Here is a 17,340-nt window from a genome sequence, read left to right on the forward strand (position 1 = left end):
TTTACTCTACCCCTTCAATCCGGTCTTCCACCTCCTGATAAAGTTCACGCAGACGATCCAAATTGTTCTCAGAAGTCTCCCAATAACCGCGGCCATTCACCTCAAGCAAAGTGCTGACAATCTTGCGGAAAGAATGAGGATTTAAGTTAAGCAAACGCTTCTGCATCTCCTCATCTTGGATAAACGTAGTGTTGACATCCTCATACACCCAATTATCCACAGCGCCCGCCGTCGCACTCCATCCAGTCGTATTCACCAGACGCTTAGAAATCTCCCGCACACCTTCATAACCGTGCGACAACATCCCCTCGTACCACTTCGGATTCAGCAGCTTAGTCCGCGAATCTAAACGCACGGTTTCTGATAGCGTCCGCACCTGCGCGTTGGCTGTGGTTGTATCAGCAACAAAGGATGCCGGTTTCTTGCCATCTGCGCGCAAACTGCCGATCAATTTAGTCGGATCAGAGTCGAAATAGTGCGACACGTCGGTTAGGGAAATCTCAGCAGAATCCAAGTTTTGGAATGTCACTTCAGCAGTTTTCAAGGAGGATTCAAAAATCTGCATGTCTTGTTCCATTGTTCCGGGATTGTCGGAAGAAAAGGCGAAGGATTTGCGAGTTAAGTACATTTCCTGCAACTCTGCTTCGCTTTCCCAAGTGCTGTTTTCTACCGCCAAGTTGACGTTAGATGAATAGGAACCAGAAGCATTGGAAAATACGCGGGTGGCTGCTTGTCGCAGGTTGATTCCCATTTCTTCCGCTTGCTTCAGGGCGTGTTTGCGGACGAAGTTCATTTCTAACGGTTCGTCGGCTTCCGCTGCCATTTTCACGGCTTTATCTAACAAATTCATTTGGTTGATGAACAAGTCGCGGAATACGCCTGAACAGTTAATTACTACGTCGATCCGAGGGCGTCCCAACTCTTCTAAAGAAAGCAATTCGAGTTTGTTTACCCGGCCCAAAGCGTCGGGAACTGGCTTCACTCCCACCATCCACATTACTTGGGCGAGGGATTCACCGTAAGTCTTGATATTGTCGGTTCCCCACAACACAACGGCGATGGTTTCTGGGTAATTTCCGCCGTTATCAACGCGCTGTCTTTCTAACAGCCGATCGACTACAACCTTAGCAGACTTGATCGCCCCCGTGGTAGGGATTGACTGCGGGTCCAAAGCGTGCATATTCTTGCCAGTCGGCAAAACATCCGGGTTGCGAATCGGATCGCCACCAGGGCCGGGGATAATGTATTCGCCCTCTAGCGCGCGCAATAATGCGCCCAATTCGTTGTCGGCACAAACTTGCTGCAAGCAGAATTCCAGATACTCAAACAGCGGTTTAATCAGTTCTGGATCGACCTTTTTATAACCCGCTGCGTGCAAAGCATCAATCCAGGGTGTTTTCTTGCCCATGTTGAAGAAATTCAACTTAGAAACCAGGGAAACTCTACCCTCAGCATCGGTTTGTTCCTTCACCAAAGCGCTAACAGCATCGCGACAGGCTAAGGTGATGTTTTGTAACAATTCAACATCTGCTAAAATGCCTTTGTCGTTGTTGGTGTAGATCTCGTCAATATTCCGATCGAGACTTTGAGCAATAATCCGCGACAAACTGATTAATCCGTCTTCTTCCCGGTCTAAATTGGCAATGTTAACCAAAGTTGCGATCGCCTCTTCAGCAGTCGGCGGCTTACCGATCACGTGCAAACCGCAAGGTAACAACCGCGACTCAATCTCCATCAACTTGCGGTAAACCAAGCCAACTAAATTGTCCCGTTCCTCCGCAGTCATATCCGCAGCAACCCCGCGTTCTTGTTCGGGAGGTAAGGCGATATCCTTATCCAAATTCACCAAACGGCATTTTTCGACGATCGCATCCACAATCGGCACACCGCGCCCAGTCTCTTTCAAAGTTTGATAAGAAGCAATTAACTCGCTGAGTTCCTGCAAACCTTTGTACAAGCCAGCATTTTCAGCCGGAGGAGTCAGATAACTGATTGTTTCAGCATAACTGCGGCGCTTAGCAATTGTTGCCTCGCTGGGATTGTTGGCGGCGTAATAATAGAGGTTAGGAATCTTGCCGATCAAACTGTCAGGATAACAATCCACAGACATTCCCATCTGCTTACCGGGCATGAATTCTAGCGAACCGTGAGTGCCAAAGTGCAGCACCGCATCCGCACCCCAAATGCGCTCCAAATATGTATAGTACGCAGCAAAACCGTGGTGGGGGCTAGCAGAACGAGAGAATAACAACCGCATCGGATCGCCTTCGTATCCAAAAGTAGGTTGCACTCCGATAAACACATTGCCAAAATGTTTGCCAAAAATCAGCAAATTTTGTCCGTCGCTGTTCAAATGTCCCGGAGGCGGGCCCCAATTTTCTTGCAACCGTTCGGAGTAAGGAGTGAATTCTTCGTATTCAGCTACCGACATCCGGTAAGCAATATTTAATTCGGGACTTTGGTATTGGGCTGTTGCGTCGTGGATGACTTCTTGCATCAGTTTCTCGGCGGAATCCGGCAATTCTGGCAAGTCGTAACCGTTACCTTTTAAGGCTTTCAATACTTCGTAAATCGAGCCGAAAACGTCCAAGTAAGCGGCTGTTCCGACGTTGCCTTTGTCTGGCGGAAAACTGAAAACTGTGATCGCAACTTTCTTATCTAATTTTGGTTTGCGGCGCAGCATTGCCCATTTCATGGCGCGCTGGGAAATTGCTTCAATTCGATCTTGCAGGGCGATCGCCTTTCCAGTTGCGCCGTCGCGTCCCGACACAATAATCGGTTCGATCGCACCATCCAACTCAGGAATCGCAACTTGCAACGCAACTTGAATCGGGTGCAAGCCTAAATCGCTATTTTCCCATTCTTCTGTCGTTTGGAAAACCAGCGGCAAAGCCACCATGTAAGGGCAATTTAATTTTTTCAAAGATTCGATCGCCTTCGGGTGATCTTGTTTCGCCGGGCCGCCCACCAAAGCAAAACCCGTCAGAGAAACCACCGCATCAACGATCGGCAGAGGTGTAACACCTTTTGCCCCGACTTCCAAGAAAAAAGTTTCCACAGGTTTAGAGAAGTCCAAACCGCCGGCAAAAATCGGCACAACCCGCGCGCCCATTGCCTCCAATTCCTGCACCATTGCTACATAGTGCGCGTCATCTCCTGTCACTAAGTGAGTGCGTTGCAACACTAAACCAATGCAAGGTGCGAGGGGATCTTTGAGATCTGCAGAAATATCTGTACGGGCATTAAACCAGGTCAGATATGCTTTTACATCTTCAAACATCGACGATGCCAAAGGATGCCAAATTCCCATGTCGGGGTAGACAACAGGTTCTTGGAAAGTTGGCTGTGACTGGCCTTTGAAGACATATTTATGTGACAGCATCAGCAGGAAGTTTTCCAAGTTTTCTTGGGAACCGCCCAGCCAATACTGGAAACTCAGCATGAAGTTGCGGGCATCTTGGGCTTTGTCGATGGGCAAATATTTCAGCACTTTCGGCAAAGTTTGCAGCAGTTTCAGCATTCCGTCTTGGAAGGAACTCCCGGATTTTTCCTTCCGTTTTTTCATGAATTCGCCGATCGCACTTTTGCTTTGTCCCAACTGTGCCATCGAGAAACTGCCCATTTTATTGAGGCGCATCACCCCTGGCATCGACGGGAAGACGACGGCGACATCCAAGCTGTCGCGCAGCGGTTCCACCGCCGCTACAACTTTTTCTGCCAAATCTTCGATGAAAATTAGAGAAGCAATAAATACATTGGCATCTGCCACATCCCGCTTGAAAGCCTCGTAATTTTCCGGGCTGCGGAGTTCTTCGATCAGGTAGCCGCTGATTTCTATTGCCAAATTCGGATTTTTCTGGTTTATCGATCGAACCGCTGCGGACAGGGCGCTTTGATACTGCGGTTCCAGTACGACATAGACCACCTTCATGAGCGATCGCCCCTGCAAGTTTTCCGGCACGACGTGGCGAATGGTGGGCTTGACGTGAGTGAACATCCGGTTAGGCTCCTTTAAGATGCTGTTTTCGCGAATCGGGAATTTTTTTATCCCATAAGCATTTTTACCAGAAAACGCTTGCCATTAGGCGATTTGAGCCTGCACATGACACAATTCGACAAATTTAGGTCAAATTTTCGTTACATTTTTTTATAAATTCCTTGAGCAAATACTCCATATTTTGTTTACAAAAATTTACTTGACAAATAAAAGATAATATGTATACGATTAATTAGTAGGATAAAAATAATTAAAAATTAACCAACAATCGACAAAAAAATCCTGAAAAAAGTTCCCAGGTTTGTAGAATTGATCACACTTGCGATAGAGCAATTAACTGAGGGGAAAAAGGTATAATTTGTGAAGGCAGAATGTAGCCTTCGGATAATTGCTGAGTCACAAAAAGTGATATTATTCCAGGAAATTAAAACCATTTCATAATGTCCGTTTGGTGTAAATTCCTGATTAGCGATCGAGTTCATGGAAAGCTAATTGCTATAAACTCTCAAACTCATCCCAACATTAAGGGGGAAACATGGCTAACTACGCAATTTTCGACGAACAATTCTACCTTGCCTCATATCCTTGGATCAAACCAGCGATTGATGCAGGAGTAATCAAATCCGGGAGAGAACACTTTGAAAAATTTGGTCAAGCCGGCGGTCTAACTAAAGTATCGCGTTATTTTGACGAAGCTACTTACCTTGAGAAAAATCCAGACCTCGCAGCCTTTGTCCGCACAGTCAATCCAAACGCACCTTTTGCAACCGGCCTCGATCACTTTATCCAGTTCGGTTACGATGAAGGACAGCGCCGCGCTCAAGTATCCCCTGAGTACAACGAAAATTTTTATTTAGCAAACAACTCAGATGTCGCACCGTTCGTTCAGAACGGAACTTTCAAATCAGGCTTCGACCATTTCACTCAATTCGGAATCAGAGACGGTCGGTTTGGGACTTCATTTTTTGAACCGGAATACTTAAAAGAAAACCCCGATATTGTGCCGTTTGTCAACTCTGGAAACTTGAGAACAGGCCGGGAACACTTCTTCAATTTTGGACAATTTGAGCCGGCCCGCGACGCAACTTTTGTCGGCAGCCGCAGCAACGATGTTTTAACTGGTGTTGGCGTCGGGGATGTCGAACTTGTGGGAGTGGAAGTAGGTCTAGATTCGCAACGCAACCGACAGTATGAAAGCTTTGGCACTAATGAATTCGATGTCTTGATTGGTGCTCCGGGAACCAATACATTCGTACTCGGAGTTCCTGCTACAGCCGGGAATTTTAGCCCGACACCGCTGTATTTGGGTAACGGTCAAGCTACCATCCGTAACTTCGACATCGAAAGCGATTTTATCCAACTGCAAGGAACTTCATTAAACGGCTACAGCCTAACTCCGGTTGGCAACAATTTGTCAATCCAGCGTTTTGGAGATGTGCTGGGCGTGATTGAAGGAGGAGCAAGTTTGAATTTGAGTTTCCAAGAATCTAACGGTAACGGTACTTTCTTGATTGGTTAGTCATTGGTCATTAGTCATTAGTCATCGGTCATTGGTCATTAGTTAATACTGATGATTGATGACTTTTTTTTATCGTACTTTACTTTAAACAGCAAACTATGAATTACGATATCTTCGACGAACAATACTACCTTTCGCAATATCCGTGGCTGAAACCAGCCATTGATTCAGGAATCATCAAATCAGGAAGAGAACACTTTGAAAAATTTGGTCAAGCCGCCGGTCTCACAAAAATATCGCGGTATTTTGACGAAGATACTTACCTTGAAGGAAATCCAGACCTTAAACCCTTTGTCCGCACAGTCAATCCAAACGCGCCGTTTGCTACAGGCTTAGATCACTTTATCCAATACGGTTACGAAGAGGGTCGCACTCGCGTATCGCCTGAGTATGACGAAGCGTTTTATGTAGCAACTAACCGAGATTTGCAGCCGTTTATTCAGAATGGAACTTTTAAAAATGGTTACCAGCATTTCATTCAATTCGGGGTAAAAGAAGGTCGTTTTGGAACATCTTTCTTTGAACCGGGATACTTATTCAATGTGTTTGAGGCTATCAGCTCTGGAACCTTAAAAACTGGTCGGGAACATTACTTCAAGTTTGGGCAATTCGAGCCAAGCCGCGAGGCAACTTTTGTCGGAACTTCCGGTAATGACATCCTCACCGGTGTAGGGGTAGGGAGGGTCGAATTAATTGGAGTTGAAGTAGGTGTTACCTATCCCGGCCCCCGAAATTATGAAAGTGACGGCAGCAATGAATTCGATACTCTCACTGGCGGTAGCGGCAGCGATAAATTCGTGCTCGGTGACATTGTTGGCTTCAGGGGAGGAACCCTCTCATCCAGACAGTTCTACATCGGCCCAGGTTTTGCTACTATTCGGAACTTTACTCAAGGTCAGGATATCATCCAGATAGGGATTCCCTTAGATCAATTATTGGTGTTTCCAATCAACAATAATCGAGATTTAGCTATCCAAACGAATGGCTTTCCCGTTGTTGAGAATGGAGTTTTCATAGCCAGTCGCTTTGACACAATCGCTGTTGTTGAAGGTGGCGGCAATCTCAATTTGAATCTATTACCAGGATCTAGTGTTATTAGATCTTTCCTTGGGTAGAAATATCGAATCTATTCAGAATTTTCTTTGGGATGCTGTCGGTGCGATCGCACTTTCCTATGCCAACAACTCGCATTCCGCGATCGCACTTTACGTTCTCCAATAAACAACGATGAATTACGACATCTTTAGAGAGCTTAAATGAGATTTGACTGACACTTGGAAAAAATCACCCGATCAGGTAATTGTCTCAGTTTCAGATTATTGATAAATTGCATCAACAGCTCATTAAAGCCGCAATAAAAAAACATGGCTAGTTACGCAATTTTTGACGAACAATACTACATTGCTCAATATCCTTGGGTCAAACCCGCCATTGATGCAGGAGTCATCAAATCTGGAAGAGAACACTTTGAAAAATTCGGTCAAGTCGGTGGCTTAACCAAAGTATCGCGGTATTTTGACGAAGCTACTTACCTCGCTGGCAACCCAGATATCGCTGCCTTAGTCCGCACCCCCAACAACCCAAATGCACCTTTTGCGACTGGCCTAGACCACTTTATCCAATATGGTTACGAAGAAGGTCGCACTCGCGTATCGCCTGAGTATGACGAAGCGTTTTATGTAGCAAATAACCGACAGTTGCAGCCATTTATTCAGAATGGAACTTTTAAAAACGGCTACCAGCATTTCGTTCAATTCGGCATCAAAGACGGTCAGTTTGGGACTTCTTTTTTTGAAAAAGAATACTTAAACAAATACTCCGATGTTCAGTCGTTTGTCGAATCGGGAGCGTTGAAAACTGGTCGGGAGCACTACTTCAATTTCGGCAAAAACGATCCAAGCCGCTCTGCGACTTTTATCGGAAGTTCCGGGAATGACATCATTACCGGTGCTGGGGTGGGGAATACCGAATTAATTGGAGTTGAAGTAGGTTTAGGTACAGGTGGTGCTTTTTCCATCCCCGGCCGAAATTATGAAAGTGAGGGCAGTAATGAATTCGATACTCTCACTGGCGGTAGCGGCCGCGATAAATTCATGCTCGGAGACGTTGTACAAGGTACTGGTGGTAAGGGATACAGTTTCCCAACAAAGTTATATATTGGGCCGGGTTTTGCTACAATTCGGAACTTTACCCAAGGTCAGGATACCATTCAGCTAGCAACAAGCGATATCCAACCTTCTTTAGATAAATTCTTGATATTTCCCATCAACAACAATCGAGATTTAGCTATCCAAACGAACGGCTTGTTCGTTTACTTTCCAGATGGAACTTCGGGAATTAGTAGCTTTGACACGATCGCTGTTATTGAAGGCGGCGGAAATCTAAAGTTGAATCTCTTACCAGAATCTAGAGGTTCTCTACCTCTACTTGGCTAGAAATCTCGAAGCTATTGGGAATTTGGCTGATTGCTGCTGAGAAGTGCGATCGCTCTTTCAAAAAAAGTGCGATCGCACTTTTGCGTTTGCCATGAAAATAATAAAACAGGCTTAACAATAATTAACTTGACATACTGAGTTAGTAGAGTTAGTTATAGTTGATCAAGTTTAACCGACAAGTAAGCAGACTAAGCTTGGAGAAAAACTTATGACTAACTATGACATTTTTGACGAACCGTACTACCTGGCGCAATATCCTTGGGTGAAACCAGCCATTGATGCAGGAATTATAAAATCCGGCAGAGAACACTTTGAAAAGTTCGGTCAAGCCGGCGGCCTCACAAAAATATCGCGGTATTTTGACGAAGCTACTTACCTCGCTGGCAACCCAGATATCGCTGCCTTAGTCCGCACCCCCAACAACGCAAATGCACCTTTTGCGACGGGCCTAGACCACTTTATCCAATACGGTTACGAAGAAGGTCGATCGCGCGTATCGCCAAATTATGACGAAGCATTTTATGTAGCAACTAACCGAGATTCGCGGTCGTTTATTGAGAATAACTTTAAAAGTGGCTACCAGCACTTCATTCAATTCGGCCGCTTCAGTAATGGTACTTCTTTCTATGAAACAGTATACTTAAATAGAAACCGTGATATTGGACCTTTTGTCTACTCTGGAGCTTTGACAACTGGTCGGGAACACTACTTCAATTTCGGAAAAAACGAGCCAAACAGGACTGCTACTTTTATCGGAACTTCCGGCAATGACACCCTCACTGGTATAGGAGTGGGGAATGTCGAATTAGTTGGAGTAACAAGCTCTGCAGGCTTTGGCGCCGGAGTGTCTGGAAGTGACGGCAGCAACGAATTCGATACTCTGATTGGCGGACCCGGCGCCGATACATTCGTGTTAGCGCAGCCTGTATTTACCAGTAGAGTGTTTGTGATTGGATATAAAACTTTCTACCTTGGACCGGGTTTTGCTACAATTCAAAACTTTACCCAAGGTCAGGATACGATCCAGCTCGGCTCTACATCATTATTCGATAGATACATTGTGTTTCCCATCAACAATAATCGAGATTTAGCAATCCAAACAAACGGCTTGCCGTTCTTTACACCAAATGGAGGCGACCAACTTAGTTATGGTGATACGATCGCAGTTATTGAAGGTGGCGGAAATCTCAAGTTGAATTTATTACCAAAATCTTCTTTTGGGACACTTTTACTTGGATAGAAATATCGCAGCTATTCGGGATTGGTATTGGTCTGCTGTCGGTGCGATAATTAATTGTACCCTCCAGAAACCGGATTTATCGAATAAACCCGGTTTCTAAGTCTTTAATGGCGATCGCGCGCTAGCTTCAAAACCTCAACCGTATCTTTGTGACCTTCCGAAGACGCCCAAATTAACGCAGTCCAAGTATTATTATCATACGCTTTGATATCAGCTCCCTTATCGATTAAAAATTCCACAACTTGAGTGCGCCCGCTACCTGCTGCACTCATCAAAGCCGTCAAACCAAAATTAGTTTTAGCATTCACATCCGCCCCCGCCTCCAGCAAAAGCTGTACAATCTCCGTATGTCCCGCAGCAGCGGCACTCATTAACGGCGTCCACCCGTCATTATCCTGACTGTTGGGCCCGGCACCTGCCGCCAGCAATTTTTTGACGATCGCCGAATTGCCAGCTTCAGCCGCAGCCGTCAAAGCAGTCGCACCTTCCTCATCTTTGGCATTGATATCTGCACGCTGTTCGATCGCACTTTCTACAGCCGCAACATCACCCGTCTTGACGGCCTTAATTAAATCTGTCATAAAATCTCCGTTGCATCCTTTCAAATCTTAAATCCTATGGCAGTAGATATTTTAATCCTCTCCAACGGCCCCGGAGAATTGGCAACTTGGGTGCGTCCCGCCGTGCAAGCTTTGCGCGAGAAATTGCCAAACGCGGGGACTCAAGCCCGCATCTCTGTGGTGCTGTCCCCCTGTCCCCACGCCACGGGGAAAGAAGCGCAAATCGCATCTTCCTACCCAGAAGTTGACAGAGTGCAAGCACCGGAGCATTTTTTTCCATTCTTATTGTCGGGCAAAACTGCTGAAAATTGGGATTGGCACGAAACAGGAGTTGTTTTATTTTTAGGTGGCGATCAATTTTTTACGGTTGTTATTGGCAAAAGGCTCAAATATCGCACTGTTATTTATGCTGAATGGGACGCCCGGTGGTATCGCTGGATTGATAAATTTGCGGCGATGAAACCAGAAGTTTTTGCTAAAATTCCCCAAAAATATGCTAATAAATTTACCGTTGTAGGAGATTTGATCGCCGAAGTAGGGAACGGAAAATCGGGCAGGGCGGGCACGGGGGCACCACCCCTACGGAAAATAGAATTAATTGGATTGTTGCCCGGTTCTAAGGCGGCTAAATTAGCTTTAGGTGTACCGTTATGTTTGTCGATCGCCCAATCCATCCATCGCCTCCGCCCTGAAACTCGCTTTGTAATTCCTGTTGCTCCTACCATAGATGTGCAAACTCTAGCACGTTTTGCCGACCCAGAACAAAATCCTTGCCTGCATTTATTTGAGAACGCTAGCGCCGAACTTCAGTTAACAGAATCGCCGTTTTTGCACACAGCCAATGGCTTACAAATAGAACTTTGGACGCAGAGGCCCGCCTACGACTTGCTATCAGAATGCAGCCTGTGTTTAACTACGGTGGGAGCGAATACTGCCGAATTGGGTTCGTTAGCTGTGCCGATGATTGTTTTGATTCCGACGCAGCAATTGGATGCGATGAAAGCTTGGGATGGATTGCCGGGATTGCTGGCAAATTTGCCGTTAGTCGGTTCAGTTTTTGCTACGGCGATTAATTGGCTAATCTGGCAATTGGGAAAGGGAAAGCTTTATGCTTGGCCGAATATTTGGGCACAGGAGGAGATTGTGCCGGAGTTCATTGGGAAGCTGGAACCGGAAGTAATTGCTCAATTGGCGATCGACTATCTGAGCCATCCTGAAAAATTAGCACAGATGGGCGATCGTTTGCGTGCGGTTCGAGGAGAATCGGGGGCGGCGAAAAAAATTGCTGAATTGGTTTGTCAAGAAATTGAGGTGCAATCAAATTTTGATAAGAATTAGATTTTTTATTTTTAACCGCAGAGGAACGCGGATGAACGCAGATTTAATCCAGATTAATTAGTCAAAACAGGCAAAAGAAAGTTTATTTTCTCTTGCCTGTTTATTATCCCAAAACCGGATTTGCTTTCAACTTAACCGCGGTCGTGCTTAGCAATCACCCAAACAGCGTGAATGATGCCGGGAATAAAGCCCAAAAACGTGAGAACCAGGTTGATCCAAAAATCCGTACCGATGCCGACAGTCAAAAATACGCCCAGAGGGGGAAGAAAAATTGCAGCGACTATGCGAATTAAATTGCTCATCTCAGTTACTCCAAACGAGTTTTCTCTTCCAATTTAACTTCACTGACCAACCGAACCTTTCCCGAAAAACTTAGGCGGTGCTGCCATAGTGTAAACTTCGGTTTCAGCGGCGATTACCTGCCGCAAGTGACCGGGAAGCTGCATCAACCCCAATAGTGTAATTCCGTCGAACATCCGCAACCCGCCAGTTGTTTTCTCGGCGAGTAATTTGTCAGTAACTGTGGGTTCGGGCCGCGTATTTATTTCTTGATTAGAAGCTATGGCGAAACCCCAAGGAGCTCCGTAAGTAGAAATAAAGCTGGTGCAGGATTGAACATTGGAGAAAACAGATTTCAGGGTATTTACGATGCGAGCGTGCATTTTCATTTCTGCCGGAGAAACGGGGCCCGCTTGCACTACGAAATAGCCGTTAGGCGACATTACGCTGCGAACTTTCTCAAAATACTCCTTGGTAAACAACTGGAAAGATGGGCCTTCTTCAATTGGATCGGACAAGTCAGAAATGACAATATCCCAATCATTGTCAGTTTTATCTAAATAGTCCAAAGCATCGCCGATTACTACTTCGCAGCGGGGGTCGTCAAAGGCGTTTTGGTGCATTTCTGGGAGGTGTTCGCGGCAAGCTTCTACTACTTCGCCGTCAATGTCGATCATCACGACTTTTTCAACTGTTTTCCAGCGCAGCACTTCTCTAATTGTAGCTCCTTCTCCGCCGCCGAGAACGAGAACTTTTTTGGGGCTACCGTGACAAATCATGGCTGGGTGTACCAAGGGTTCGTGGTACAGAAACTCGTCGCCTGTACAAGATTGCCACTTACCGTCCAAAACTAAGCCTTTGCCGTAAGTACCGGTCTGAACTACGTACATTTCTTGATAGGCTGTTTTCTTGTAAGCAAGCACCGCGATGACGCCGTGAACGTAAATATCCCAGGGGGTAATGTACTCGCTCATCCAAAAGTCTGCACGAACTTCGCTACCTGACATCAATTACTCTCCAAATATAAACTGCTGTGTCGATGTTGTCACAAGTAGTAGTTCTTAACACAAAATGGTGCGGGTGTGTGAGTACGATCGACACATTAAAGTGAGATTTCGGAGGAATGGTATAGTGTGATTGCGTTCTGGGAACTCGCAAGTGGCTTGGTACTTGAGATTGCTTGTGGGCGATCGCGCGCCCAGTCGATCGCACTTTTCCCATCGCCCCCGGTCGATCGCACTCACATTTAATATTTCCGCTTTGCATTGCCGGCGGGTTTTGTACAAAGGTTGTCTGAATCGGGCAATTTTTCGCGCTGGGCCGACCTTTATAAGTTTGCGATCGGCCTGCTTATTTATCAATAATCCGATAAAAACCCCGCCAATGCGAGAGCATGGAATAAAAGTAGCGAGCGGTTTTAACCAGATTTGTTATTAATAACTTGACATTTTGAATGTATCTTAGATAGAATTTTTCAATCCACCAATACAAATGAAATGTTAATACTTAACTAAAAAAAACGGTAGTTCCGCTATAAAATTCATTAAAAATTATGGTTTTTTGCCCCAGGTAGAGTGTTATGCTGGGCAATTAAATTAGGTGTTTATGAACATAATTAATAATGCTGTTGATGCCCTGCGGGAGCGAGAGCAAAAGTCTTCACTGGACGAGATAGAAGCCAACCCTATCCAGATGATGATTATTACTACTTCTATTATTTGCGAAAATTGGGCAATAATCAGCATCAAAGATAATGGTATCGGGATGAATGAAGCTGTAAAATCGAAAATTTTCGATCCGTTTTTTACCACCAAACCAGTTGGTCACGGGACGGGTTTGGGACTGTCAATTAGCTATCAAATTATTGTGGACAAACACGGCGGGAGGTTGGAGTGTATCTCCGCAATTGGAGAAGGGACTGAATTGGCGATCGAGATTCCGATCGCCAAATCCCGCAGCTAAGATCGATCGATCGAGCTAAACTGAGGGATAATGAAAACTCCCTTTGACCGCGGCTCCTCCTAGTTTGATGTGCAACCCTATGTCTACTGTCACTTTTGGTTTGTCAACCCCTATAGCGGCAGAGGCCGGGGCATCCTACGGCAGCAGCGAACCGCCACAGCGCCCCACCGTGCAAGCAGAGTGGATCGAGGTATTGGTGGACTCTCCTTTCAGGGTTGCGGGGGACTCTCCTGGGGAGGAAAATAAGTTATTTACCTATCGTTTACCTGCGGAACTTACCGTGCAACCAGGGGATATCTTGAGTGTACCCTTTGGCAGTCAACAGGTAGGCGCGATCGCGATTCGGTTCATTTCTCAACTGCCGCCCGACTTAGATCCCACAAGGGTTAAAGAGGTCGAAGATGTTGTCAGTGCTGGTTTTTTCCCACCGACTTACTGGGAATTGCTCGATCGCACTGCCACCTATTATTGTACACCATTAATTCAAGTAATTAGAACCTCGCTGCCGCCCGGTTTGTTAAGCCGTTCTGTGCGCCGAATTCGCTTAATTAAGGAGGCAATTTCTCCGAATGCCGAAACATTTCTCAATCCCGCCGCTAGTCAAATCTTGCAATTGCTGCAAGCTCAAAAAAACGGCGATTACACTTGGCAATACCTCCAGCGCCAAGTGAAGGGAAGTTATCGGGGATTGAAAGATTTATTGAAACGCGGTTGGGTAGAAAGTTATTTAGAACCGCCCAATCCTCCCAAACCACAACTCAAACCGGCAGTGACATTAATTGCTAATGCATTTGTCACAGATTTAACCAAGCGACAACAAGAAGTATTGGAAGTTTTGCGGCGCGGTGGCGGTGAAATGTGGCTGAATGATTTGTTGAGAATTTGCAGCGCGAGTTCTTCGGTTGTCAAAGCTTTGGAGCAAAAAGGTAGCGTTGTAATTGACCAAAGGGAAGTTCTCAGAGGCGATCGCGGAATTTCTCAATTGCCCGATGCACCCAAAACTTTAACTCATTTTCAAGCTCAAGCCTTAGCCTTTATTAACTCTTTTTCGGGATTCCGTCAAGTGCTGCTGCACGGCGTTACAGGTTCCGGGAAAACTGAAGTGTATTTGCAGGCGATCGCCCCAATCTTAGCCAGCGGCAAATCCGCCCTTGTACTCGTTCCCGAAATAGGCCTTACACCGCAACTTACAGACAGATTCCGCGCCCGTTTTGGCGAGCAAATTTGCGTCTACCACAGCGCCCTATCCGACGGCGAACGTTACGATACATGGCGTCAGATGCTGACTGGAACCCCGCAAATTGTCATTGGCACGCGATCGGCCATTTTCGCACCTTTACCTCACCTCGGCTTAATTATCCTCGATGAAGAACACGACAGCAGCTTCAAACAAGACCAACCAGCCCCCTGCTACCACACCCGCACCGTTGCCAAATGGCGCGCCGAATTAGAAAATTGTCCCTTAATTTTAGGTTCTGCAACGCCAGCATTAGAGACTTGGGTGGGGACGCGCCGAGATTATTACTCGTTACCAAATATCCATTATTTATCATTGCCCGATCGCATTTATTCCCGTCCGATGCCGCCTGTGGAAATAGTCGATATGCGCCAAGAATTGCGACAAGGGAATCGCTCAATTTTTAGTGCTTCCCTGCAAAATGCCCTGGAACAATTGCAAGCCAGACAACAGCAAGGTATCCTGTTTATTCACAGAAGAGGACACAGTACCTTTGTGTCTTGCCGGAGTTGCGGCTATGTGATGGAATGCCCGAATTGCGATGTTTCCCTGTCTTATCACCACGTAGGCGAAGCAACAGCAGAAATATTGCGCTGTCACTACTGCAACCACACGGAACGACACCCCCAAAACTGCCCCGAATGCCGTTCTCCTTACTTCAAAAACTTTGGTAGTGGCACTCAGCGAGTCGAACAGGAATTAACGAGATTATTTCCCGAATTGCGGGCAATTCGATTTGACAGCGATACAACTAGAAATAAGGGCGATCACCGCAGATTGTTAACGCAATTTGCTAATGGGGAAGCTGATATTTTGTTGGGTACGCAAATGCTGACGAAAGGGTTAGATTTAGCTGGAGTTACCTTGGTGGGAGTTGTGTCTGCTGATGGGTTGCTGAACTTATCCGATTATCGCGCAAGCGAACGAGCTTTTCAAACATTAACTCAAGTCGCGGGCCGTGCGGGCAGAGGCGACGATCCGGGGCGGGTAATTATTCAAACTTACACTCCCGAACACCGGGTAATTCAAGCAGTTAGGCGGCACGAATATGCAGATTTTGTGGAAACAGAATTAGCAGAAAGAGCGGCGCTGAATTATCCACCTTCGGGGCGGCTGATTTTGTTGCGATTGAGCAGTGTAGATGCGGCGGAAGTGGCGGTGACGGCGGTACAATTAGCGTCTGTTTGTCACGAGTATATTCAGCGATTGTCTGTACCGGGATGTGAGTTGTTGGGGCCTGCACCTGCGGCGATTATGCGGGTGGCAAATCGGTATCGGTGGCAGATTTTGCTGAAGTTGCCTTTGGATGAGTCGGTGGATTTGTCGGATTTGATCGGATTGCGCGATCGCACGCCGCGTTCTGTTAGTTTAACTATTGATGTCGATCCGTTGAATTTTGGTTGATTGGTGGTGTAATCGTAGGGTGTGTCAGCTTCGACAATTGTATCCATAATCTAAAACCTCCAAGCTGACGCACCTTAAAAGCTATGATACTTATCAAGCAAGGAATAAAATAATTATCTAATGCGTGTCATCAGCCGAAAACCACTGAGAGAATTTTGGGAAAAACACCCCAATGCTGAACCAAGTTTATTAATATGGTATCAGCGTACTTCTGAGGCTGAATGGCAAAATTTTGTCGAGGTACGCCAAGTCTTTCCCTCCGCTGACTTAGTAGGTAATTTTACAGTCTTTAATATTGGTGGCAATAATTACCGACTAATCTGTTTTATTGATTATGAATACCAAATAGTATTCGTCCGCAGTGTATTAATTCATTCAGAATACGACAAGGAGAATTGGAAAAATGACGATTGGTTTGAAAACTCCTAGTAGCGATTACATTGAGCTAATCGTAGCTTTTCCCCCGCGCCCGATTAGTTGTGAAGCTGAGTTAATTGCTACCCAAAATCGGATTAATTATATTTTGGATCGCCGAAAACTGACGCAAGATGACCGAGATTACTTAAATGTGCTGGGTATTCTTGTCTATGATTACGAACAAAAACATGAGCCAATGCCTGTGCTGAAAGGGATTAAATTGCTGAAGGCTTTGATGGTGGAAGCTGAGGTTTCAGAAAAAGACTTGGTTGATATTTTTGCTACTGAGTCTCGGGTGGCTGAGGTGTTGAATGGTAACAGAGAACTGACGGTGAGTCAAATTCAGAAATTAGCTGAGTTTTTCCACCTATCGCCTGCGGCATTTCTTGATGAAAATTAATCGGATTCCCACTCTCGCTCGATTCTTTCTAAGTCTTTGGCGGTTCCCAATTGTTAAAATATTTGATGGGCACTATTGTAATGTTGTTGGGCAAGTTCTGGGTTGTTAGGTTTGCGTTCAAGTTGTGCTAAACCGTAGTTAGCCTCGGCAATTTTTGCAGATTCTCCCAGTTCTTGTAATTTCGCTAAAGCTTCTTGTAAAAGCGGTTCTGCTGCATCTAGATTGCCTCTACCGAGTTCATTTTCTCCCAAACAATTGATCGAAGCTGCCATACCAGAGCGATCGCCCACATCTGTCTCAACTTCTAATTCATCCCAATTGCCGCGATTTCCCTCGATATCTCCCCATACTCCCCAACTACTTGCCCTACCAGAGCGATCGCCCAAATCGGTAAAATAGCGGTTTTCAGTCGAGTCAAGGTAGATAAACGGCACTACCGGGTTCTTTATCTTGTCAACAATCGCGTTAAACCCGCAGGGAAGGAAGTCTACAAACCAATGGATAAAATAGCGGTTTTCAGTCCATTCAAGGTAGGGAAACAACACTGCCGTG

Annotated in this window: 15 protein-coding genes; 9 read left to right on the forward strand and 6 right to left on the reverse strand. The window is 45.8% G+C overall.

Translation table 11 applies throughout. The annotated features are described in order from the left end of the window. Nucleotide 1 precedes the first annotated feature (1 nt). The gene (locus tag QUA90_RS00205; protein ID WP_333443237.1) at nucleotides 2–3,997 is read right to left on the reverse strand and encodes a magnesium chelatase subunit H; all 3,996 of its coding nucleotides are present in this window, start codon (nucleotides 3,995–3,997) and stop codon (nucleotides 2–4) included. A 535-nt stretch (nucleotides 3,998–4,532) separates the two neighbouring features. Between QUA90_RS00205 and QUA90_RS00210 the strand changes: the two genes are divergently transcribed. The 4 genes from QUA90_RS00210 to QUA90_RS00225 all read left to right on the forward strand — a co-directional run bounded on the left by QUA90_RS00210 (nucleotide 4,533) and on the right by QUA90_RS00225 (nucleotide 9,191). After that, nucleotides 4,533–5,516: a calcium-binding protein gene (locus QUA90_RS00210; RefSeq protein ID WP_333325219.1), complete on the forward strand. Its 984-nt coding sequence runs from the start codon at nucleotides 4,533–4,535 to the stop codon at nucleotides 5,514–5,516. Between the two features lie 98 nt (nucleotides 5,517–5,614). Beyond that, a complete protein-coding gene (locus tag QUA90_RS00215) occupies nucleotides 5,615–6,631 on the forward strand; it encodes a calcium-binding protein (protein WP_333443239.1) in 1,017 nt (338 codons plus the stop codon). A gap of 249 nt (nucleotides 6,632–6,880) precedes the next feature. After that, nucleotides 6,881–7,951, forward strand: a complete 1,071-nt coding sequence (locus tag QUA90_RS00220; protein ID WP_333325211.1) for a calcium-binding protein — start codon at nucleotides 6,881–6,883, stop codon at nucleotides 7,949–7,951. A 208-nt stretch (nucleotides 7,952–8,159) separates the two neighbouring features. After that, the gene (locus tag QUA90_RS00225; protein WP_333443241.1) at nucleotides 8,160–9,191 is read left to right on the forward strand and encodes a calcium-binding protein; all 1,032 of its coding nucleotides are present in this window, start codon (nucleotides 8,160–8,162) and stop codon (nucleotides 9,189–9,191) included. Between the two features lie 104 nt (nucleotides 9,192–9,295). Here QUA90_RS00225 and QUA90_RS00230 read toward each other — a convergent pair whose 3' ends face one another. Next, nucleotides 9,296–9,772: an ankyrin repeat domain-containing protein gene (locus tag QUA90_RS00230; RefSeq protein ID WP_333443243.1), complete on the reverse strand. Its 477-nt coding sequence runs from the start codon at nucleotides 9,770–9,772 to the stop codon at nucleotides 9,296–9,298. A gap of 36 nt (nucleotides 9,773–9,808) precedes the next feature. Between QUA90_RS00230 and QUA90_RS00235 the strand changes: the two genes are divergently transcribed. After that, nucleotides 9,809–11,089 carry a lipid-A-disaccharide synthase gene (locus QUA90_RS00235; protein ID WP_333443245.1) on the forward strand — a complete coding sequence of 427 codons (1,281 nt, stop codon included), beginning with the start codon at nucleotides 9,809–9,811 and terminating at the stop codon, nucleotides 11,087–11,089. Between the two features lie 131 nt (nucleotides 11,090–11,220). On the opposite strand, the gene QUA90_RS00240 is transcribed toward QUA90_RS00235, so the two are convergent. From QUA90_RS00240 to QUA90_RS00250, 3 genes are read right to left on the reverse strand one after another with little or no spacing between them, the layout of a single operon-like run. Further along, nucleotides 11,221–11,391: a YqaE/Pmp3 family membrane protein gene (locus QUA90_RS00240; RefSeq protein ID WP_333259816.1), complete on the reverse strand. Its 171-nt coding sequence runs from the start codon at nucleotides 11,389–11,391 to the stop codon at nucleotides 11,221–11,223. Between the two features lie 39 nt (nucleotides 11,392–11,430). Continuing rightward, the gene (locus tag QUA90_RS00245; RefSeq protein WP_333325201.1) at nucleotides 11,431–12,375 is read right to left on the reverse strand and encodes a fused MFS/spermidine synthase; all 945 of its coding nucleotides are present in this window, start codon (nucleotides 12,373–12,375) and stop codon (nucleotides 11,431–11,433) included. Continuing rightward, on the reverse strand, nucleotides 12,365–12,634 hold the full coding sequence (locus QUA90_RS00250) for a hypothetical protein (RefSeq protein ID WP_333443247.1): 270 nt from the start codon (nucleotides 12,632–12,634) through the stop codon (nucleotides 12,365–12,367). Before QUA90_RS00250 ends, QUA90_RS00245 begins: the two co-directional genes overlap by 11 nt. 339 nt (nucleotides 12,635–12,973) lie before the next feature. Between QUA90_RS00250 and QUA90_RS00255 the strand changes: the two genes are divergently transcribed. From QUA90_RS00255 to QUA90_RS00270, 4 genes are all read left to right on the forward strand, one after another. Then, nucleotides 12,974–13,330, forward strand: coding sequence for an ATP-binding protein (locus QUA90_RS00255; protein WP_333443249.1), 357 nt, complete (start codon nucleotides 12,974–12,976; stop codon nucleotides 13,328–13,330). A gap of 79 nt (nucleotides 13,331–13,409) precedes the next feature. Then, on the forward strand, nucleotides 13,410–15,971 hold the full coding sequence (priA, locus tag QUA90_RS00260) for a primosomal protein N' (protein WP_333384695.1): 2,562 nt from the start codon (nucleotides 13,410–13,412) through the stop codon (nucleotides 15,969–15,971). Nucleotides 15,972–16,091: 120 nt separating this feature from the next. Next, nucleotides 16,092–16,400, forward strand: a complete 309-nt coding sequence (locus QUA90_RS00265; RefSeq protein WP_333310847.1) for a type II toxin-antitoxin system HigB family toxin — start codon at nucleotides 16,092–16,094, stop codon at nucleotides 16,398–16,400. After that, on the forward strand, nucleotides 16,375–16,788 hold the full coding sequence (locus QUA90_RS00270) for a transcriptional regulator (RefSeq protein ID WP_333325193.1): 414 nt from the start codon (nucleotides 16,375–16,377) through the stop codon (nucleotides 16,786–16,788). Before QUA90_RS00265 ends, QUA90_RS00270 begins: the two co-directional genes overlap by 26 nt. Nucleotides 16,789–16,841: 53 nt before the next feature. On the opposite strand, the gene QUA90_RS00275 is transcribed toward QUA90_RS00270, so the two are convergent. After that, nucleotides 16,842–17,333: a tetratricopeptide repeat protein gene (locus tag QUA90_RS00275; RefSeq protein ID WP_333325190.1), complete on the reverse strand. Its 492-nt coding sequence runs from the start codon at nucleotides 17,331–17,333 to the stop codon at nucleotides 16,842–16,844. Nucleotides 17,334–17,340 lie beyond the last annotated feature (7 nt).

The sequence above is a fragment of the Microcoleus sp. D3_18_C4 genome, from assembly GCF_036702355.1.
Taxonomy (GTDB): domain Bacteria; phylum Cyanobacteriota; class Cyanobacteriia; order Cyanobacteriales; family Microcoleaceae; genus Microcoleus.

Bases quoted from the DNA above. Each gene is read 5' to 3' on its own strand.
- QUA90_RS00210 (WP_333325219.1), top strand. From the start codon at position 4,533: ATGGCTAACTACGCAATTTTCGACGAACAATTCTACCTTGCCTCATAT.
- QUA90_RS00270 (WP_333325193.1), top strand. From the start codon at position 16,375: ATGACGATTGGTTTGAAAACTCCTAGTAGCGATTACATTGAGCTAATC.
- QUA90_RS00230 (WP_333443243.1), bottom strand. From the start codon at position 9,772: ATGACAGATTTAATTAAGGCCGTCAAGACGGGTGATGTTGCGGCTGTA.
- QUA90_RS00245 (WP_333325201.1), bottom strand. From the start codon at position 12,375: ATGTCAGGTAGCGAAGTTCGTGCAGACTTTTGGATGAGCGAGTACATT.
- QUA90_RS00255 (WP_333443249.1), top strand. From the start codon at position 12,974: ATGAACATAATTAATAATGCTGTTGATGCCCTGCGGGAGCGAGAGCAA.
- QUA90_RS00225 (WP_333443241.1), top strand. From the start codon at position 8,160: ATGACTAACTATGACATTTTTGACGAACCGTACTACCTGGCGCAATAT.
- QUA90_RS00265 (WP_333310847.1), top strand. From the start codon at position 16,092: ATGCGTGTCATCAGCCGAAAACCACTGAGAGAATTTTGGGAAAAACAC.
- priA (WP_333384695.1), top strand. From the start codon at position 13,410: ATGTCTACTGTCACTTTTGGTTTGTCAACCCCTATAGCGGCAGAGGCC.
- QUA90_RS00205 (WP_333443237.1), bottom strand. From the start codon at position 3,997: ATGTTCACTCACGTCAAGCCCACCATTCGCCACGTCGTGCCGGAAAAC.
- QUA90_RS00215 (WP_333443239.1), top strand. From the start codon at position 5,615: ATGAATTACGATATCTTCGACGAACAATACTACCTTTCGCAATATCCG.
- QUA90_RS00250 (WP_333443247.1), bottom strand. From the start codon at position 12,634: ATGCAAAGCGGAAATATTAAATGTGAGTGCGATCGACCGGGGGCGATG.
- QUA90_RS00235 (WP_333443245.1), top strand. From the start codon at position 9,809: ATGGCAGTAGATATTTTAATCCTCTCCAACGGCCCCGGAGAATTGGCA.
- QUA90_RS00220 (WP_333325211.1), top strand. From the start codon at position 6,881: ATGGCTAGTTACGCAATTTTTGACGAACAATACTACATTGCTCAATAT.
- QUA90_RS00240 (WP_333259816.1), bottom strand. From the start codon at position 11,391: ATGAGCAATTTAATTCGCATAGTCGCTGCAATTTTTCTTCCCCCTCTG.